The sequence below is a fragment of the Pantoea agglomerans genome (assembly GCF_021397715.1).
Classification (GTDB): Bacteria; Pseudomonadota; Gammaproteobacteria; order Enterobacterales; family Enterobacteriaceae; genus Pantoea; species Pantoea astica.
Genome location: NZ_CP090207.1, coordinates 3,807,204 through 3,825,337 on the forward strand (window position 1 = coordinate 3,807,204; position 18,134 = coordinate 3,825,337).

The window sequence follows — 18,134 nt, forward strand, 5'->3', positions numbered from 1 at the left end:
GCAAGGGAAGATAAGCGATGTAGTGCGCTTTTATGGTGCATCGGCCTTACCGATCGGCGACGTTTATGACAACAGGATTAAAACCCTTGACTGATTGTGCCAAATGAATAATCTGTAAGGCCGCCGCTGAAACGGCAAATCCTCCGCACGGTGTTTTTTCAATCTCCTGGCAACGCTCAGTTGTACAGGCTGACCCCATTTAATGAATACTCATTCATCTTTAATGATGTTTTAAGCATATCCATCCTGATTAATTTTTCTTATAACCCTGCGCTGTTTCATTCAAATATACGGACATAAGAAAAACAGATACATCCTGCGCATCAGCGGTACTGAACAGCATTTAATGCTGTTAAAGACCGACTCACCAGCATGGTGCAGAGATTGGACGGCTGCACTACAGTGAGTCAGTTCACATTTATCGACCGATCGAGAGGGGCTAAAGTAAGACAATTTAAACCCTATAACCCTTTAAATTCATCTAGTTATCGTGATAAACGGCACAATAAGCCCGTCTGTCCGCCTCATTTGACCTGATTACGCTTTCCCGATAAGTTGGAAATCCGCTGAAAGCTTTCCTGACGGGCCAGTGTCTCGGCATATCTATGCAACAAGAAGACTCCCGCGTGGTTTAAGTCATCTCCTTTAAGAGACCGGAAATCGAAGAGCAGCTCAATTAAGGACGTTTCACCGATGTCTGGAGAGAAATGCTCAGGGTTATGACGCGCGCTCGACAGAGCATGGCGATGAAAATGAAGTGCGCCTCAGTTGCGCTAAGACCCTGAAACAGTGCAGGTAATGTCAAAAGCAGTTTAAGGAGACCCTCAATGTCCACTAACAAACCTCATTCCTATGGCTTGTATGACCCAACAGCAGGCAGTGATAGCTGTGGTGTAGGTTTCATAACGCGTAAGGACGGCGAGCAGACCCATGAGATTCTGCAGATGGCGCATAGCGCCCTCTGTACCGTACCGCATCGTGGCGGCATGTCGGCGGAAGGCGTAGGCGATGGCGCCGGCGTTAACGTCGATCTCTCCCTGCATTTCTTCCGTAAAATCACCGGCCAGCCGCTGGAAGCGGGCCGCTTTGGCGTCGGCAACTTCTTTGTGCCGAAAGATGCCGAACTGCGTGCGAATGCAGAACGTCTGGTCGATGAAACGCTGAGCAGCTTTAACCTGCCGGTGATCATGAAACGTGACATGCCGCTCGACAGCAGCGTGACGCGTCCGGCGGCAGTGCAGTTCCAGCTACCGATTCTGCAGTGGATTTTCACCGCACCTCAGGACGTGGTCGATCAAAACGACTTCGAACAACGCATTTACCGCGCCCTGTTAACCATCGAAGCGCGTGCCTTTACCGAAAGCGAATTTGGCGGTCTCTATCCGCTGTCGCTCTCCTCGCGCACTCAGGTATTCAAAGCGCGTCTGAATTCCAATGAAGTCATCCCTTACTTCAAAGATCTGACCGATCCCGATCATCAGGTGCGCGGGCTGTTTTTCCATACCCGCTTCTCGACCAACACCGATCCGCATACCACCATGGCGCAGCCGTTCCGCCTGATGGCGCACAACGGTGAACTGAATACCGACCGTAAAAACCGCATCGCCGAGTCGGCACTGGCGCTGGCGCGCGGCAAGAAAATTGTGCGGCCGAAAGGCCAGTCGGATAGCTCGCGTCTCGACCAGAGCATCCATAGCCGTCTGATGGAAGATAACCTTGACCTGATCACCGCCGTGGTCTCGATGATGCCGCCCGCCTGGGAAAACGACAGCTCGCTGTCGCCACAGGTGCGCGACATGCTGGAATACTTCTCGCTGTATGAAGAGAAGAACGACGGCCCGGCGGCATTAATCTTCGGTAATGGCGAAGTGATTGGCGCGCGTCTCGACCGTCTTGGCCTGCGTCCGCTGCGCTCGGTGGAAACCGCGGAATATATCGGCGCGATGTCCGAAGCGGGCCAGATCGCCTTCCCACCGGAAAGCGTGCTGCGTCGCGGCCGTATCGAAGCGGGCGGAATGCTCTATTTCGATCATCGCGAAAAACGCAGCTACACCACGGTGCAGGCGCTGGAAAAACTGGCGGCCGAAAAAGATTATCCGGCGCTGCTGCGTGAAGCGCGCGTCGGACTGGAAGATCTGCCAGAGATCCCAGCTGAGCAGCAGGGTTCGCCGCTGCGCTATCGCGGTGACCTGAAAACCTATCAGCGCTTTGTGGCCTACTACTACAACCAGGAAAGCTTCAAGTTCATGATGGACCCGATGCTGAACACCGGCGCCGAGAAGATCTCAGCGATGGGTTACGGCAACGCGATTAACGGTCTGTCCGATCATGAAGGCGGCATGGCGCACTATTTCTCTCAGCGCTTCGCCCAGGTGACTAACCCGCCGCTCGACTCTATCCGTGAAGTGGATGGCATGACGCTGCGGGTCGCGCTGGGTGCTAAACCGCATCTCGGCCGCAGCAAAGGTCGTCAGATCGTGGTGCCTTCGCCAATTCTCAGCCACCTCGATATGCTGCGTTTACGCGAGCAGACCATCGCACCTTATGCCCGCTTTGAGATGCTCTATGAGCCGGTGATTGGCAAAGATCTGTTGAGCACCACGGCTAACGCCAACGCGCTGGAAAAGGCGATTGACGATCTGGCGCAGCAGGTGGTCGATTTCGCCCGCAGCCAGGGCGGCATCGCGGTCCTGACCGATCGCCACATCTCCTCTAAGCAGGCGGCGATTCCGATGCTGCTGGTGGTCTCTGCCATCAACCAGCGTCTGGTGCAGGAAGGCCTGCGTCTGGATGTTTCGCTGGTAGTTGAGAGCGGCCAGAGCATTTCGTCGCACCACATTGCCGCCACGCTGGGCTTCGGTGCCTCGGCTATCTATCCGCTCGGTGTGCAGATGCGCGCCGAAGAGAAGTTCGGTGAAGGCGAAGAAGGCAACAAAGCCTTTAAACGCTATGCCAAAGCGGCTGAAAAAGCGCTGATGAAAACCATGGGCAAAGTGGGTCTCTGTACCGTTGAAAGCTACAGCAGCGGTGAGTTCTTTGAGCCAAACTTCCTCAACACTGACGATCCGGTGCTGAAAAAGTATTTCCCGAATATCAAAACCCCGGTTGGCGGCGCTGGTTTCGCCACCATCGCTCAGATGGCGGTCGACTGGCATCAGAGCGCGCTGAAGATTCAGGGCGAATCTGAAGTGCCATTGCTGGGTCTGTTTAAAGAGCGTGCCGAAGGCGCGGGCCACTCGTATGGCACCATCGCGGTACGTACCTTTATTGATATGACCGAAGAGCCGATCCGCTTTGCCAATAAAGCGCGTGAAGAGGATAACTTTATCCGCCTGATGACGCTGGCGAAGCTCGACAACGCCTTTGGCATCAAGCCAGAAACCTTTAAAGACAGCAGCTTCGAGCGCATCCCGGATGAGGTGATCAACAATTTCGCCATCACCGCCGATTACCGTCAGTTCTCCAGCCTGATGTACGAAGAGCGTAAACGTCGCCCGGCGGCACTGCGCGATATTTTGACCTTCCCGGCTGACCTGACCCACATCGACAGTGAAGCGGAGTTCCGCCGCAAGCTGGGCCGTTATTCACTGACCAACAACGGCTTTGCGATCCGCGGCCTGGTGTGTGAAGCGGTGGATGGCAGCCTGAATCACTTTATGCTGCGCCTGACCGATGCGATCGCCGGCCTGAAGCCAGAGCCAGAGCGTCTGCAGAACCTGTCGCGCGCGCTGAAATTCCGCTTTAACGACGATATCGAGAGCAGTGAAGTGGTCGACGGTGGTCTGAAAGTGACCGCTTACGGCAAAGCGGCCGATTATCTGTCGCGTATTTTCACTACTCTGCCGTCATTGCCGCTGAGTGAGGTGCAGCCCGCCTGTGAAATCACCCGGACCTTTGCGTCCGGTGCGATGAGTCACGGTGCGCTGGTCGCGCCAGCCCATGAAGCCGTCGCGCATGGCACCAACATGGTTGGCGGCATGAGTAACTGCGGTGAAGGTGGCGAACACTACTCACGTCACGGCACCATCCGCGCATCACGCATCAAACAGCTGGCGTCGGGTCGCTTCGGCGTCTGGGCAGCCTATCTGGCCGATCCAATGCTGGAAGAGCTGGAGATTAAAATTGGTCAGGGCGCGAAGCCTGGCGAAGGCGGCCAGTTACCGGCTGCTAAAGTCACGGTGGAAATTGCCGCCGCCCGTGGCGGTACGCCTGGCGTCGAGCTGGTCTCGCCGCCACCGCATCACGACACCTATTCGATTGAAGATCTGGCGCAGCTGATCCATGACTGTAAAGCCGCTCGAGTACGGGTCATCGTTAAGCTGGTCTCGTCGGAAGGCATCGGCACCATCGCGGTTGGCGTGGCCAAAGCGGGCGCAGACGTCATCAACGTGGCTGGCAACACCGGCGGCACCGGTGCCGCTTCCGTTACCAGCCTGAAATATACCGGCCGCGTGGCGGAAATCGGCATCGCGGAAGTGCATCAGGCGCTGTGCGCCAATGGCCTGCGTGACAAAGTGCTGCTGCGTTGTTCGGGTGCCCAGCAAACCGGCAGCGACGTGGTGAAATCCGCGCTGCTGGGCGGCGACAGTTTTGAATTTGGCACCACTGCCCTGATGATGCTGAAATGCGTGATGGCGAAAAACTGTAACGTCAAATGCCCGGCAGGCTTAACCACTAACGCCGAAGCCTTTGATGGCGATCCACGCCAGCTGGCGCAGTATTTCCTCAATGTTGCGCATGAAGTGCGTGAGATTCTGGCGCGTATGGGCCTGCGTTCGCTGCGTGAAGCCCGTGGCCGCTCTGACCTGCTGCACCTGATGGATCACCCGCTGGAAGTGGGCAAGCTCGATTTACGCGCCATGCTGACCGTGGTGCCGGAGCTGAAAATCGAACATCCGGTTTATCTGGAAAAAGATTTCGAGCTGGATGATGGCTGGGTTGAGCAGCTGAAACTGGTGCTGGTTGAACAGCGTCAGCCAGAGATTACGCTGGGCGATAACGTGGTGCTCAACAACCGCAATAAGAGCGTGGGCGGCCAGCTGGCGATCGATATTGAGCGGATGCTGAACCATCAGCTGAGCGCAGAGCAACTGCAGGCGATGCCAGCGGTGCTGGCGGACGATCGTGGCCGTCACTATCTGGCACCGGAAAGCGTGAAAATTTCCACTTCCGGTTCTGCCGGTCAGTCGTTTGGTGCCTTCTGCAACGATGGTATGCAGATGCGGCACTACGGCACCTGTAACGACGGCGTCGGCAAAGGACAGTGTGGCGGTGAACTGGTGGTGATGTCGCCAGGCGGCGGCGCACAGGATGGCGATGGCAACGTGCTGATCGGCAACTTCGCCCTGTTTGGTGCCACCGGTGGACGTCTGTTTGTCCAGGGTCAGGCGGGTGACCGTTTCGCGGTGCGTAACTCCGGTGCCACAGCAGTGGTTGAAGGGGTTGGCGATTTCTGCTGCGAATACATGACTAACGGTGCCATCCTTAACCTGGGTACCTTCGGTAAAGGATTTGGTAACGGCATGAGCGGCGGGTTCGCCTATCAGTACGATCCCTATGGCTCACTGGCCAGCCACGCTGCCGGCGATTCGGTGCTGTTTGGTTCGATTGCCGATCAGGATGAGATGGCCCAGGTCCACAAGCAGGCGGTGCTGACCATGCTGAACTGGCATCTGGAAGCGACCCAATCGCCGCGTGCGGCGTGGCTGCTGGAGAACTGGGAAACCGAGTGTCACCACTTCGTCTATGTCATGCCGCGCTCGCTGCTGCTCTACCAGGATGGCGGTGAAATCCTGAAAGCGAAAACGCGCAAAGATCTGCTGGAAGAGCTGTCGACAGCGCTGGCGGGTCATCAGGTGGCGAAGTTTAAAGCCGCGTGGCGTCAGGGGAAAACCATCGCCAACGGCGCGGTACCGGCTTACGGTGCCACCGACACGCTGGAAATGTATGTCCTGCTCAACAACTACACCGTGCTGAGCTTCGCGCAGCAACTGGCGCTGAGCAAATTGCCGAAAGGGACACCGGTTGAAGATCCGGCGGTTGAAAAAGCGGTGCGCAACCTGCTGATGACCGAAGATTTTTCACTGGTCAGCAAGCTGCAACGCCATGCCCGTTCAGCCATTGAAAGCTACACCGACGATGAGCTGGCCAGCCTGATCGGTACCAAACGGATGTCAGATTACAAAGCCGCGTTAACGCAGCGTAACATCCGTTCGATGGACAGCCTGGCGACCTATGGCTGGATTATGTATCAGGATGCCTGTAACCGTGAAGTGCTGGGACATCTGCCTGATTTTGAAGAGCTGTTTGCCCGTGCGGCACTGCCTGAAATTGCCGCAGCGGTGGGTAAACTGTCCTGACAGGACGGCCGACCTGAGTGAACGTGAATATTATTAATTGATATTATCCGGATTAAGCGTGGTAACGCGCAGCAGAAGGTCCGCCCTCTCCGCCGCCGACTCTGGCGGCGGAGAAAACGGACCGGCTTCCTGCGAACGGCGTGGCTTATGACGGGTGAAAACGGGATTGAGTAAAAGTACCCATGAAAATTCCTTATATTCCAGAAGATGCACCCTTTAATGGCGATCAGAAATACTGGCTGGCGGGCTTCCTCGCCGGTCTTCACTCCCGTTTACTGGTGTTAGAAGACAAGCAGCAGCCTGCGGCCGGAACGGGCGCCGCGGCCACTACCCAACTGCATATTCTCTACGGCTCACAAACCGGCAACGCGGAAGCGCTGGCGCAAACTGCCGCCAAATCAGCGCGTGCCAAAGGGCTGGTGCCGGTGGTTCAGGCGCTGGGCGATGTCGATCTGGATGTGTTCGCCACCATGCGTCACGTGTTGATCGTCACCTCCACCTACGGCGAAGGCGAAATGCCGGACAACGCTCAGTTGTTCTGGGATGCGATCTCCGCCAGTACCGCGCCGCGGCTGGAGCAGATGCACTTTGCCGTGCTGGCGATTGGTGATACCGGCTACGATGGCTTCTGCCAGGCGGGTAAATTCATTGATATGCGTCTGGAGCAGCTGGGCGCGAAACGCGTGGTCGATCGTATTGATTGCGATATCGATTATGAAGAGCCGTCCAGCGAATGGCTGAACAGTTCGATGCCACAGTTTGCCGCCAGCGCGGGCAGTAGCGGCACGGTGCTGGAGAGCGCGCCAGAAGCGCCGGTAATCCCGGGCAGCAACAAGTCGAATCCTTACGCTGCAGCGCTGATCACCAATAAGCGCCTGTCGGGCGAGCAGTCCGCGAAAGACATTCGCCACTTTGAATTTGATCTCAGCGACAGCGGCCTGAAATATGAAGCGGGCGATGCGCTGGGCGTGATTCCGGTCAATGAACCGTCGCTGGTCAGCCTGCTGCTGACCCAGCTGAATGCCGATTACCAGACGCCGGTACCCGGTTTTGACCGCAGCCTCGGCGATCTGCTGACCTATCAGTTTGAAATTTCAGAACCGTCACGCAAGCTGATTGAGTGGGTGGGACAGAACACCACCAACCAGGAACTGCGCCACGTATTGCAACACGACGATAAAGATGCGCTCGGCGTGTGGCTGTGGGGCAAAGATACGCTCGACCTGCTGCAGCTTGAGCTGACCCGCTCGCTGCCGGTGCCGGAATTTGTCGCGCTGCTGCGTCCGTTACAGCATCGTGCCTACTCTATCTCGTCCAGCTCAAAGGCGCACCCTAACCAGGTTCACCTGACGGTGGCGTCGGTACGTTATCACAGCGGTGGCCGTAATCGTGGCGGCGTCTGCTCGACCTATCTGGCCGAGCGCGTGCGTCGTGGTGAAAAGCCCGCCATTTTCATCTCGCCAAACAAAGCGTTTCGCGTACCGGCGAATAACAGCGCCCCGCTGATCATGGTCGGACCGGGCACCGGTATCGCGCCATTCCGCGCCTTTTTGCAGGAGCGCCAGGCGACCGGCGCGCAGGGTAAAAACTGGCTGTTCTTTGGCGATCAGCATCAGGAACATGACTTCATCTATCGTGACGAGCTCACCGGCTGGCATGACAGCGGTTTACTGACCCGGCTGGATCTGGCGTTCTCACGCGACCAGGAGAAGAAGATCTACGTGCAGACCCGTATGCTGGAACAGGGCGCAGAGCTCTATGCCTGGCTGCAGGAAGGCGCTTATTTCTACGTCTGTGGTGATGCCTCACGCATGGCGAAAGATGTCGACAGCGCGCTGTATGAAGTGGTGCGTCAGTTCGGCGGACTTTCCAGCGAACGTGCCGCGGACTACATCGATCAGCTGAAGAAAGAGAAGCGTTACCTGCGCGACGTCTATTAATCGGCGCCCGCGTTAACGCATAAAAAATCCGGCTTGCGCAGGCAGCCGGATTTTTTTATGCCCGATCGGCAGGCAAAAAAATACCCGTCGTGATGACGGGTATCTGATGTTATTTCACGACGCGCAGTGAAGGCCGTCCGCCACGCGGTGGTGGATCGTCGTCAGGTGGCGTCTCGTCATCGCCGGCATCGTCAGGACGATCACCATCAATCACGGACATCATCGTCTCTTCCTGACCGTCTGACGTCTCCTGAGAGGCCAGCTCGTAAGCCGGTTCAGGTTCAAACATGGTTCCTGCACCGTTTTCGCGGGCATAGATCGCCAGAATCGCCGCCATCGGCACATTAACCTGGCGAGGAACGCCGCCGAAACGGGCGTTGAACGACACCTGATCGTTAGCCAGATCGAGATTGCCGACTGCGCGCGGCGCAATGTTCAATACGATCTGACCATCGCGCGCATACTCAAGCGGCACCTGCACGCCAGGCAGATTGATGTCGACCACCAGATGCGGCGTTAACTGGTTGTCGAGCAACCAGTCATAGAAAGCGCGCAGCAGATAGGGACGACGTGCGGTAAGTTGCGACATTTCCATAAATCAGCCCCGGGCTTGCAGGCGCATTTCACGTTCAGCTTCAGTTAATGAAGCAAGGAAAGAGTCACGCTCAAACACGCGGTTCATATAGCCTTTCAGCTCTTTTGAACCGGAGCCGATCAAATCGATGCCCATTGACGGCAGACGCCACAACAGCGGTGCCAGATAGCAGTCGACCAGGCTAAACTCTTCGCTCATGAAGAACGGTGTGCGACCAAACAGCGGTGCAATCGCCAGCAGCTCTTCACGCAGTTGCTTGCGAGCCGCTTCAGCTTCCTGACCGCTGCTGTTCTCAACGGTTCTCATCAGGCTGTACCAGTCCTGCTCAATGCGGTGCATCATCAGACGGCTTTCACCACGGGCAACCGGATAAACCGGCATCAGCGGTGGATGCGGGAAACGCTCATCTAAATATTCCATGATGATGCGTGATTCATACAGCGTCAGCTCACGATCTACCAGCGTCGGCACCGTGCGATACGGGTTGAGGTCAATCAGATCCTGCGGCAGGTTATCCATTTCGACCTGCTCGATCTCTACGCTGACACCCTTCTCCGCCAGGACGATACGTACCTGATGGCTGAAAATGTCAGTAGGACCAGAAAACAGCGTCATTACCGAACGTTTGTTGGCAGCGACAGCCATGAAAACCTCCAAGTTTGTTCACAAAAAGTTACTGCGAATAGCCAACCATCCGGCGACTCACTTGCTCATAGAACTCGCACGCAACCCACGTTAGCTGCGTCGTATACTGATATCCCGACGGCGGGGAGACGCATAACGCACCGGCCTGCGGGCGCAAAGTGACACAGAGTTTACCAGATTTTAGGCAGCTTGTGGGCGTGGAATGAATCTTTGCGGGGAAATTGCGAGCGCCGTTAACGTTTTCCGCCAGCACCGGTACGGCGGCAGAAAGCAAAAAACCCGCCGAAGCGGGTTTTTTGTGCCAATTGTCGCAGCCAGAGCTGCAAACAATTAACGCTTGGAGAACTGAGGACGACGACGTGCTTTACGCAGGCCGACTTTCTTACGTTCAACCTGACGCGCATCACGGGTAACGAAGCCAGCTTTACGCAGCTCCGCACGCAGAGATTCGTCATATTCCATCAGAGCGCGGGTGATACCGTGACGGATCGCACCAGCCTGACCAGAAATACCACCACCTTTAACGGTGACGTACAGATCGAATTTACCAACCAGATCCAGCAGCTCAAGCGGCTGACGAACTACCATGCGGGCAGTTTCGCGACCGAAGTACTGTTCCAGAGAACGTTGGTTGATAACGATGTTACCGCTACCCGGCTTAATAAATACGCGAGCGGTAGAGCTTTTGCGGCGACCAGTGCCGTAGTTTTGAGTTTCAGCCATTGCCTTTAATCCCGATTAAATGTCAAGAACTTGCGGTTGCTGTGCCGCATGGGTGTGCTCGTTGCCTGCGTAAACTTTCAGTTTACGGTACATAGCACGACCCAGCGGGCCCTTCGGCAGCATGCCTTTAACCGCGATCTCAATCACACGCTCAGGACGGCGAGCAATCATCTCTTCAAAGGTCGCCTGTTTGATACCACCGATGTGGCCAGTGTGGTGATAGTAGATCTTGTCAGTACGCTTGTTGCCGGTTACAGCAACTTTTTCTGCGTTCAGAACGATGATGTAATCACCCGTATCAACGTGCGGAGTGTATTCCGCTTTATGCTTACCACGCAGACGGCGCGCCAGTTCAGTCGCCAGGCGACCCAAAGTTTTGCCCGTTGCGTCAACTACAAACCAGTCACGTTGGACGGTTTCTGGTTTAGCTGTAAAAGTTTTCATCGAAAAGCTTACCCAAATTAAGTTACACGTTGGTGAAATCCCAAACGCTTAAGTAAACGAATGAGGCTCACACGACCATTTTGACCAGCAAGCCACCCCTTCGGATAGAGTTACTGGAACACAGAGGATTTGGGAAAAAAATCCTTTGCTGTAACGTGGGGTCGCAAGATTATAGAGAAGTCGGTTACAAAAATCGAACCCTATTTCACTATTTATCCGCTTTATTCTCACGGCAGGTGCGGCAGACGCAGGTACTCTTCGCTCTGCATCTCCTGCAGGCGGGATAAGCAGCGCTGGTACTCAAATTTCAGCCGCGTCCCCTGATAAATCTCGGTCAGCGAGGTTTCCGCCGCCACCACCAGCTTCACATGACGCTCATAAAATTCATCAACCAGTGCGAGGAAGCGGCGCGCCTGATCCTCGGTTTTATAAATCATCACCGGTACATCATGCAGCAGCACGCTGTGGAAACGGCGCGACAGGGCAATGTAGTCATGCTGGCTGCGCCCTTCCCCGCACAGGGTCGTGAAGTTGATCGCCAGCACACCCTCACTGACGCCCAGCGTCGGCATCTGACGGTGGTTAATCTCCAGCACCGGTGCCTGCTCCGGTTTACCGCCCGCCAGCGCCTGGAACATGCGCGCCATCTCCGCATGGGTCGCCGCGTTCAGTGGATAGTTCCACAGATGGGCCGAGGTCAGCGTCCGTAACCGGTAATCGATACCCGCATCAACGTTCATTACATCACAGTGGGTTTTAATCTGCTCAATCGCTGGCAGGAAGCGCGCACGCTGCAGCCCGTTGCGGTAGAGATCGTCCGGCGGAATGTTTGAGGTCGCGACCAGCGCGATACCGCGTTCAAACAGCGCCTCCATCAGGGTACCGAGCAGCATCGCATCAGTAATGTCAGAAACGAAAAATTCGTCGAAACAGAGGATATCGGTTTCGGCTTTGAAGCGGTCGGCGATGATCAGCAGCGGATCGCTCTGGCCCTGCAGTTGGGTCAGCTCTTCGTGTACCCGCAGCATAAAGCGGTGAAAGTGCAGCCGCAGTTTGCACTCGCCAGGAATAGACTGAAAAAACAGATCCATGACCCAGGTTTTTCCCCGACCCACACCGCCCCACATGTACAAGCCACGCAGCGGGGCGAGCGTCTCATTTTTCTCTTTGCCGATCAGCTTCGACAGGCGGCCCAGCAGGCCAGATGTGGCAGGCGCAGCAGATTGCTGACGGGCGACCAGAGCGTGCTGGAGCGCGTCTAAACGGGTAATGGCTTCACGTTGTACGTCATCGGGCTTGAATTCGCCCTGCGACAGCGCCTGCTCATAACGAGCAAGCGGAGATGAGGTTTGCATTGTTCTCTCAGAGTCCCTGAATTTTGTCTGATTCATACAGCGGTTGTCGAAAAAAAGGCCGCTCTACACTAAGCCATGCCGCTCCAGAGTTCCACATCCATAAGATTAACGGGTATAGTGACTACTATTGAAATGGTGCAATGCCCTACGGAACAACGGAAATAACACGGGAGTCATTATGACCTGGGAATACGGGCTAATTGGTTTAGTGGTAGGCATTATTGTCGGCGCAGTCGCGATGCGTTTTGGCAACAGGAAATTGCGTGAGCAGCGCAGCATGCAGTACGAACTGGAAAAAACCAAAGCGGAACTGTCAGATTATCGCGAAGAGCTGACCAATCACTTCGCGCAGAGTGCGGAGCTGCTGGACAACATGGCACGCGACTATCGTCAGCTCTATCAGCATATGGCGAAAGGTTCTAACGACCTGCTGCCTAATCTGCCGGGTGAGAAAAACCCGTTTGCCTATCAGCTGACCGAGGCGGAAGCCGATAACGATCAGGTCCCGGTACAGATGCCGCGTGACTACTCTGAAGGGGCATCCGGTTTACTGCGCGGCGAGCGCCCTGCCCGCGACTAATCTTTTTGGGGCGCAGCCGGTCTGCGCCCACGTTTTTTGCGAACCCTGACCTCAAACGACTGTCACACTGATTTATTCCTCCCACTTTTTGCAGCGAGAGCGTTGTAGCAATGAAAAAACAAGCCCGACTGTTTAGCGCATTAGCCTTGAGTATTGGGATGAGCCTTGCCGCCGCGCCAGACGCGATGGCAACGCTACCGGCACAAATCGCCGGTCAGCCGCTGCCAAGCCTGGCGCCGATGCTGGAGAAAGTGCTGCCCGCCGTGGTCAGCGTTCACGTTGAAGGCACCGAGTCAGCGTCTCAGGGCCAGGATATTCCTGAACCACTGAAACGCTTCTTCGGCCAGATGCCTGGCGGAAATAATCAGCCCCAGCCCTTTGAAGGACTCGGCTCAGGGGTAATCATCGACGCCGCCAAAGGTTACGTGCTGACCAATAACCATGTGGTCAACGGCGCGGATAAGATTAATGTGCAGTTGGGCGACGGCAGCGAATATGAAGCCAAACTGATCGGCCATGATGAGCAGACCGATATCGCCTTAATTCAGATCCAGGGTGCAAAAAACCTGACTCAGGTAAAAGTGGCCGATTCCGATCAGCTGAAGGTGGGTGATTTCGCCGTGGCGATCGGTAACCCGTTTGGTCTGGGTCAGACCGCAACCTCCGGTATTATCTCGGCGCTGGGGCGTAGCGGCCTGAATCTGGAAGGACTGGAAAACTTTATCCAGACCGATGCGGCGATTAACCGCGGTAACTCAGGCGGTGCGCTGGTCAATCTGAATGGCGAACTGATCGGCATTAACACGGCGATTCTGGCCTCAAGCGGCGGTAACATCGGCATCGGCTTTGCCATTCCCAGCGATATGGCGATGAATCTCGCTCAGCAGCTGATCAAATATGGCGAAGTGAAGCGCGGCCAGCTCGGCATTAAAGGCACTGAAATGACCGCGGATATGGCCAAGGCGTTTAACGTCGATGCGCAGCGCGGTGCCTTTGTCTCAGAAGTGCTGCCGCAGTCAGCAGCCCAGAAAGCGGGCGTGAAGTCCGGCGATATCATCACCTCGGTGAATGACAAACCGATTACCAGCTTCGCCGAACTGCGGGTGAAGATCGGCACCACCGCGCCAGGCGAGCAGGTGAAGCTCGGCTTGCTGCGTGAAGGTAAGCCGGTCACGGTGACCGTCACACTGGAGCAAAGCGCACAAACCACTGCCAGTGCCCAATTGATGTCGCCGGCACTTCAGGGTGCCACGCTGAGTGATGGCCAGACCAAAACCGGTGATAAAGGGGTGAAGGTCGATACCATCGAGAAAGGCACGCCGGCGGAACAGGTTGGCCTGCAAAAAGATGACGTGATTGTTGGCGTTAACCGCAACCGCGTTCAGTCGATCGCGGAAATGCGTAAAGTGCTGGAAGGCAAACCGCCGGTACTGGCGCTGAATGTGGTACGCGGCGACGAAAGTATCTATCTGTTGTTGAGATAAACCTCGCATTATGGCGGACACAAGCGCGTGTGTGTCCGCCGCTCTCATGTTATTCTGCCCAGCGATCTCCCCTGGCGTAATTTAACACCATGTTTCTTAAACTTTTGCGTGCCGTGGTGCTGGGCCTGATTGTGGCGGGTATTTTGCTCGCAGCACTGCCTGCACTGCGTATGGGCAGCGACGCCCTCTATAACCACGAAGACAGTAACGACGAAACTCCCTTTAGCTTTAACCAGGGGGTGCGACGCGCTGTGCCTGCAGTCGTGAACGTCTACAACCGTAGCGCGCATGGCAATAACAATCGCGGCATCACTACCCTGGGTTCAGGGGTGATCATGAACGCAAAAGGCTACATCCTCACCAATAAGCATGTCATCAACAATGCCGACCAGATTATTGTGGCGCTGCAGGATGGCCGTTTCTTTGAAGCGACGCTGGTGGGCTCAGACGCCATGACCGATCTGGCGGTGTTGAAAATCACCGCCTCCAGCCTGCCTGTTATCCCGATCAATCCTAAACGTCTGGCCCATATCGGCGACGTGGTGATGGCGATCGGCAACCCCTATAACCTCGGCCAGACGGTCACCCAGGGAATTATCAGCGCCACCGGCCGGGTAGGATTAAGTTCTTCGGGCCGGCAAAACTTCCTGCAAACCGACGCCTCGATTAACCAGGGCAACTCTGGCGGTGCGCTGATCAACTCGCTGGGCGAACTGATGGGCATCAATACCCTGACCTTCGACAAAAGCAATGATGGCGAAACGCCGGAAGGCATTGGATTCGCTATTCCGACTGCGCTGGCCTCGAAGATCATGGATAAGCTGATTCGTGATGGCCGGGTGATTCGTGGCTACATCGGCATTACCGGGCGCGAACTGCCGCCACTGCATGGTCAGGGCAGCAGTCTGGATCGGGTACAGGGCATTATTGTTAGCGTGGTGACCCCGGACGGTCCGGCCGATAAAGCCGGTATTCAGGCCAATGATGTGTTGCTGAGCGTCAACGGCAAGCCAGCGGTTTCCGCGCAGGAGACGATGGACCAGGTGGCTGAGATTCGCCCGGGTTCAGTGATTGATGTGCAGGTCTTGCGTAACGATCAGACGCTGACGCTGCCGGTCACCATTCAGGAGTTTCCTGACAGCAGCCAGTAGCACAGCACGCGGCATGCCAGCCGCCATGATTTAGCCTGACAGGCAGGGCTGGCCCAGCTGAAGAGCAAAGCGTCCGAGCCAAGAAGGCGAGGCCGACCTATAGGGAAGTAGGTCTCCTTTGCGATCGGCTGGGCCATCCCTGCCCTTTCCACCTTTTTCCCGCCAGATGGTTAGCAACGATCCACCGGAAACGCGATTACATCACTCAATGACTCCGCTTTCAGCGCCAGCATAATCAGCCGATCCACGCCGAGCGCGACGCCGGAACAGGCGGGCATCCCATGCGCCAGCGCATCCAGCAGATGAGTATCGATGGGATGTTGCGGCAGGCCACGCGCCGCACGACGGCGATTATCCTGCTCGAAGCGCTGACGCTGTTCACGGCTGTCCGTCAGTTCACGGAAACCGTTCGCCAGTTCGATGCCCTTGTAATAGACCTCGAAGCGCTCAGCGACGCGGTGATCCTCGGTACTGATCTCCGCCAGTGCCGCCTGGCTGGCCGGGAAGTGATAAACGAAGCAAGGCTTATCCTGGCCAATCTTCGGTTCCACGCCCAGCATAAACAGCAGCATCAGCAGGGTATCGCGATCGTCTTCCGCCCGCGCCAGTTCGCCTTCGCCCAGCTTTTCTGCCACTTCACGCAGCTGCGCCTTGTCCGCAGAGAGCGGATCGATTTCGAGATGACGAATAAACGCCTGCTGATAGGAGAGGGATTCCGCGCTGTCGCACTCCAGCACCTGTTGCATCAGATCGTCGACTTCATTCATCAGACGATACATGTCGTAGTGCGGCCGGTACCACTCCAGCATGGTAAATTCCGGGTTATGGTGACGGCCCGCTTCCTCATTACGGAAACTGCGCGCCATCTGGTAAATCGGCCCGCTGCCAGCAGCCAACAGGCGCTTCATGTGATATTCCGGGCTGGTCATCAGCCAGAGATCGCGCCCCTGCGCGGCACCCGGCCCGACAAACCGCGTCTGGAACGGCACCAGATGGATATCGGTAATCGTCGCCTGACTCATCGCCGGCGTATCCACTTCCAGTACGCCACGATCGGCAAAGAAACGACGCACTTCGGCTAAAATCGCCGCGCGTTTTAACAAATTGGCGATGGATGCGCTTGGTTGCCAGCTTGCCGTTTCGCTCATGGTGATGACTCCTGATACAAATAAGGGGTGGAAGTCTACCTGCAATACCTGCGGCAAACAATCTCGCGCCCGCGCTGCCAAAAACAGCGTTTCGGCTTCTATACTTAAGCAGTTAAATCACAAAGGAATCCCACTATGTCTCCATGGAAAACCGTTATTGCCAGCCTGAGCGCCTTTCTCTCCGTCGCCTGTAGCACCACGCCGCCAAAGAACGTCACCGTGATTGAAAACTTTGACAGCCAGCGCTACCTCGGCCAGTGGTATGAGATTGCCCGCCTGAATCACCCTTTTGAACGCGGCCTTGAACAGGTGACGGCGAACTACAGTCCGCGCGAAGATGGCGGTCTGAAGGTGATCAATCGTGGCTACAACGTGAAGAAACAGCGCTGGCAGGAGAGCATCGGCAAGGCGTACTTTACCGGCGATCCGCAACGCGCGGCGTTGAAAGTTTCCTTCTTTGGCCCCTTTTACGGCGGCTATAACGTTATCGCCCTCGACCCGGACTACCGCTATGCGCTGGTGTGCGGACCGAATCGTCACTATCTGTGGATTCTTTCGCGGACTCCGCAACTGGAGCCAGGCGTGAAAGAGAAGCTGGTCGATCAGGCACGCCGGGATGGATTCCCGGTTGACGAGTTAATCTGGGTAAAACAGAAATAGTGCGGAAACGAACAGCCGGTACGAAAAGTGTTTCGTACCGGTTGGAATAGCGGTTTACTTAGTGCTGTTTTGAATCGCCTGACCACCCGCTTCGACGTCTTCACCCACGCCACGCGTGGTATTACAGGCCGTCAGCAGTGAAGAGAGAAACAGTACAGATAAGAGTGTGACAATACTTTTCTTTAACATAACAATGTCCTTTTTGATGGATGTAAAAGTACAGCGCTTTAAGCATAGCCGGATTTCCGACGACTGCCGCTGGCGAGTCCACAAAATAGACGATGTTTAACAGTCAGTTTGCCGCACGCGAAATGGCACCACCTAAGTGGGAGACATCTTCGCCAAAACCGTGGAAAGTGTTGCAGGCGCTCAGCGCAGAGGAGACCAGCAACGCGAATGCGATTAATTTTGCCAGCTTTTTCATTTTTTCACTCACACAAGAAAAAGGCGCATCTGAGGATGCGCCTGCGGCACTTATTTTACGCGTGACACGTATTCGCCAGAGCGGGTGTCAACTTTCACCACTTCGCCCTCTTGTACGAACAATGGCACTTTCACCACTGCGCCAGTTGAGAGCTTGGCTGGCTTACCGCCGGTACCTGCGGTGTCACCTTTCAGGCCTGGATCGGTTTCGATGATTTCAGCTTCGATAAAGTTCGGCGGCTGAACGGCGATCGGACGGCCATTCCACAGCGTAACGATACATTCAGCGTTATCCTGCAGCCATTTGGCGGCATCGCTGACGGTCTTCTCTTCAACCTGGAACTGCTCGAAGCTTTCCGGGTGCATGAAGTGGTAGAACTCACCGTCGTTGTACAGGTAGTTCAGGTTAGTATCCATAACGTCTGCGCCTTCGGCGGAGTCGGTGGATTTGAAAGTTTTCTCAACGCGAGAACCCGTCAGCAGGCGACGCATTTTAACGCGCGCGAATGCCTGACCTTTACCCGGTTTAACGAACTCACTGGATTCGATGGCATACGGCTCGCCTTCGAACATGATTTTAAGACCGGGACGGAAATCGTTGCTAGAATAAGTCGCCATGAAGGCCCT

15 protein-coding genes are annotated in these 18,134 nt (G+C 55.9%); 6 read left to right on the forward strand and 9 right to left on the reverse strand.

Annotated elements, in window-relative coordinates:
- The first annotated feature begins 827 nt into the window (after positions 1-827).
- On the forward strand, positions 828-6,359 hold the full coding sequence (locus tag LZU96_RS18140; RefSeq protein WP_233985491.1) for a glutamate synthase-related protein: 5,532 nt from the start codon (positions 828-830) through the stop codon (positions 6,357-6,359).
- A gap of 182 nt (positions 6,360-6,541) precedes the next feature.
- On the forward strand, positions 6,542-8,299 hold the full coding sequence (locus LZU96_RS18145) for a sulfite reductase subunit alpha (RefSeq protein ID WP_233985492.1): 1,758 nt from the start codon (positions 6,542-6,544) through the stop codon (positions 8,297-8,299).
- Between the two features lie 109 nt (positions 8,300-8,408).
- Here the strand turns inward: LZU96_RS18145 and sspB are convergent, their stop codons facing one another.
- The 5 genes from sspB to zapE all read right to left on the reverse strand — a co-directional run bounded on the left by sspB (position 8,409) and on the right by zapE (position 12,061).
- On the reverse strand, positions 8,409-8,894 hold the full coding sequence (sspB, locus tag LZU96_RS18150; protein WP_233985493.1) for a ClpXP protease specificity-enhancing factor: 486 nt from the start codon (positions 8,892-8,894) through the stop codon (positions 8,409-8,411).
- Positions 8,895-8,897: 3 nt separating this feature from the next.
- Positions 8,898-9,539, reverse strand: a complete 642-nt coding sequence (gene sspA, locus LZU96_RS18155) for a stringent starvation protein SspA (protein WP_031375458.1) — start codon at positions 9,537-9,539, stop codon at positions 8,898-8,900.
- Between the two features lie 330 nt (positions 9,540-9,869).
- Positions 9,870-10,262, reverse strand: coding sequence for a 30S ribosomal protein S9 (gene rpsI / locus LZU96_RS18160; RefSeq protein ID WP_031375459.1), 393 nt, complete (start codon positions 10,260-10,262; stop codon positions 9,870-9,872).
- Between the two features lie 15 nt (positions 10,263-10,277).
- Positions 10,278-10,706, reverse strand: coding sequence for a 50S ribosomal protein L13 (gene rplM, locus LZU96_RS18165; protein ID WP_008925400.1), 429 nt, complete (start codon positions 10,704-10,706; stop codon positions 10,278-10,280).
- 227 nt (positions 10,707-10,933) lie between these two features.
- Complete coding sequence (gene zapE, locus LZU96_RS18170; protein WP_233985494.1) at positions 10,934-12,061, reverse strand: cell division protein ZapE; 1,128 nt, start codon at positions 12,059-12,061, stop codon at positions 10,934-10,936.
- 178 nt (positions 12,062-12,239) lie between these two features.
- Between zapE and zapG the strand changes: the two genes are divergently transcribed.
- From zapG to degS, 3 genes are all read left to right on the forward strand, one after another.
- Positions 12,240-12,641, forward strand: coding sequence for a Z-ring associated protein ZapG (zapG, locus tag LZU96_RS18175; protein ID WP_233985495.1), 402 nt, complete (start codon positions 12,240-12,242; stop codon positions 12,639-12,641).
- Between the two features lie 110 nt (positions 12,642-12,751).
- The gene (gene degQ / locus LZU96_RS18180) at positions 12,752-14,125 is read left to right on the forward strand and encodes a serine endoprotease DegQ (RefSeq protein ID WP_233985496.1); all 1,374 of its coding nucleotides are present in this window, start codon (positions 12,752-12,754) and stop codon (positions 14,123-14,125) included.
- An 89-nt stretch (positions 14,126-14,214) separates the two neighbouring features.
- Positions 14,215-15,276, forward strand: a complete 1,062-nt coding sequence (degS, locus tag LZU96_RS18185; protein WP_233985497.1) for an outer membrane-stress sensor serine endopeptidase DegS — start codon at positions 14,215-14,217, stop codon at positions 15,274-15,276.
- 170 nt (positions 15,277-15,446) lie between these two features.
- On the opposite strand, the gene epmA is transcribed toward degS, so the two are convergent.
- Complete coding sequence (epmA, locus tag LZU96_RS18190) at positions 15,447-16,424, reverse strand: elongation factor P--(R)-beta-lysine ligase (RefSeq protein ID WP_233985498.1); 978 nt, start codon at positions 16,422-16,424, stop codon at positions 15,447-15,449.
- A 135-nt stretch (positions 16,425-16,559) separates the two neighbouring features.
- Here epmA and LZU96_RS18195 point away from each other — a divergent pair, with 135 nt between their 5' ends.
- Entirely contained in the window at positions 16,560-17,084 is a 525-nt protein-coding gene (locus LZU96_RS18195; protein WP_233985499.1) for a lipocalin family protein, read from the forward strand.
- Positions 17,085-17,138: 54 nt separating this feature from the next.
- On the opposite strand, the gene LZU96_RS18200 is transcribed toward LZU96_RS18195, so the two are convergent.
- The 3 genes from LZU96_RS18200 to efp form a co-directional block, all read right to left on the reverse strand.
- The gene (locus LZU96_RS18200) at positions 17,139-17,273 is read right to left on the reverse strand and encodes an entericidin A/B family lipoprotein (RefSeq protein ID WP_233985500.1); all 135 of its coding nucleotides are present in this window, start codon (positions 17,271-17,273) and stop codon (positions 17,139-17,141) included.
- A gap of 103 nt (positions 17,274-17,376) precedes the next feature.
- Positions 17,377-17,508 carry an entericidin A/B family lipoprotein gene (locus tag LZU96_RS18205; protein WP_031375467.1) on the reverse strand — a complete coding sequence of 44 codons (132 nt, stop codon included), beginning with the start codon at positions 17,506-17,508 and terminating at the stop codon, positions 17,377-17,379.
- Positions 17,509-17,558: 50 nt separating this feature from the next.
- Positions 17,559-18,125, reverse strand: coding sequence for an elongation factor P (gene efp, locus LZU96_RS18210; protein WP_233985501.1), 567 nt, complete (start codon positions 18,123-18,125; stop codon positions 17,559-17,561).
- Between the last annotated feature and the right edge of the window lie 9 nt (positions 18,126-18,134).

Coding starts and splice junctions, on each gene's coding strand:
- LZU96_RS18140 (WP_233985491.1), top strand. CDS start 828: ATGTCCACTAACAAACCTCATTCCTATGGCTTGTATGACCCAACAGCA.
- LZU96_RS18145 (WP_233985492.1), top strand. CDS start 6,542: ATGAAAATTCCTTATATTCCAGAAGATGCACCCTTTAATGGCGATCAG.
- sspB (WP_233985493.1), bottom strand. CDS start 8,894: ATGGAAATGTCGCAACTTACCGCACGTCGTCCCTATCTGCTGCGCGCT.
- sspA (WP_031375458.1), bottom strand. CDS start 9,539: ATGGCTGTCGCTGCCAACAAACGTTCGGTAATGACGCTGTTTTCTGGT.
- rpsI (WP_031375459.1), bottom strand. CDS start 10,262: ATGGCTGAAACTCAAAACTACGGCACTGGTCGCCGCAAAAGCTCTACC.
- rplM (WP_008925400.1), bottom strand. CDS start 10,706: ATGAAAACTTTTACAGCTAAACCAGAAACCGTCCAACGTGACTGGTTT.
- zapE (WP_233985494.1), bottom strand. CDS start 12,061: ATGCAAACCTCATCTCCGCTTGCTCGTTATGAGCAGGCGCTGTCGCAG.
- zapG (WP_233985495.1), top strand. CDS start 12,240: ATGACCTGGGAATACGGGCTAATTGGTTTAGTGGTAGGCATTATTGTC.
- degQ (WP_233985496.1), top strand. CDS start 12,752: ATGAAAAAACAAGCCCGACTGTTTAGCGCATTAGCCTTGAGTATTGGG.
- degS (WP_233985497.1), top strand. CDS start 14,215: ATGTTTCTTAAACTTTTGCGTGCCGTGGTGCTGGGCCTGATTGTGGCG.
- epmA (WP_233985498.1), bottom strand. CDS start 16,424: ATGAGCGAAACGGCAAGCTGGCAACCAAGCGCATCCATCGCCAATTTG.
- LZU96_RS18195 (WP_233985499.1), top strand. CDS start 16,560: ATGTCTCCATGGAAAACCGTTATTGCCAGCCTGAGCGCCTTTCTCTCC.
- LZU96_RS18200 (WP_233985500.1), bottom strand. CDS start 17,273: ATGTTAAAGAAAAGTATTGTCACACTCTTATCTGTACTGTTTCTCTCT.
- LZU96_RS18205 (WP_031375467.1), bottom strand. CDS start 17,508: ATGAAAAAGCTGGCAAAATTAATCGCATTCGCGTTGCTGGTCTCCTCT.
- efp (WP_233985501.1), bottom strand. CDS start 18,125: ATGGCGACTTATTCTAGCAACGATTTCCGTCCCGGTCTTAAAATCATG.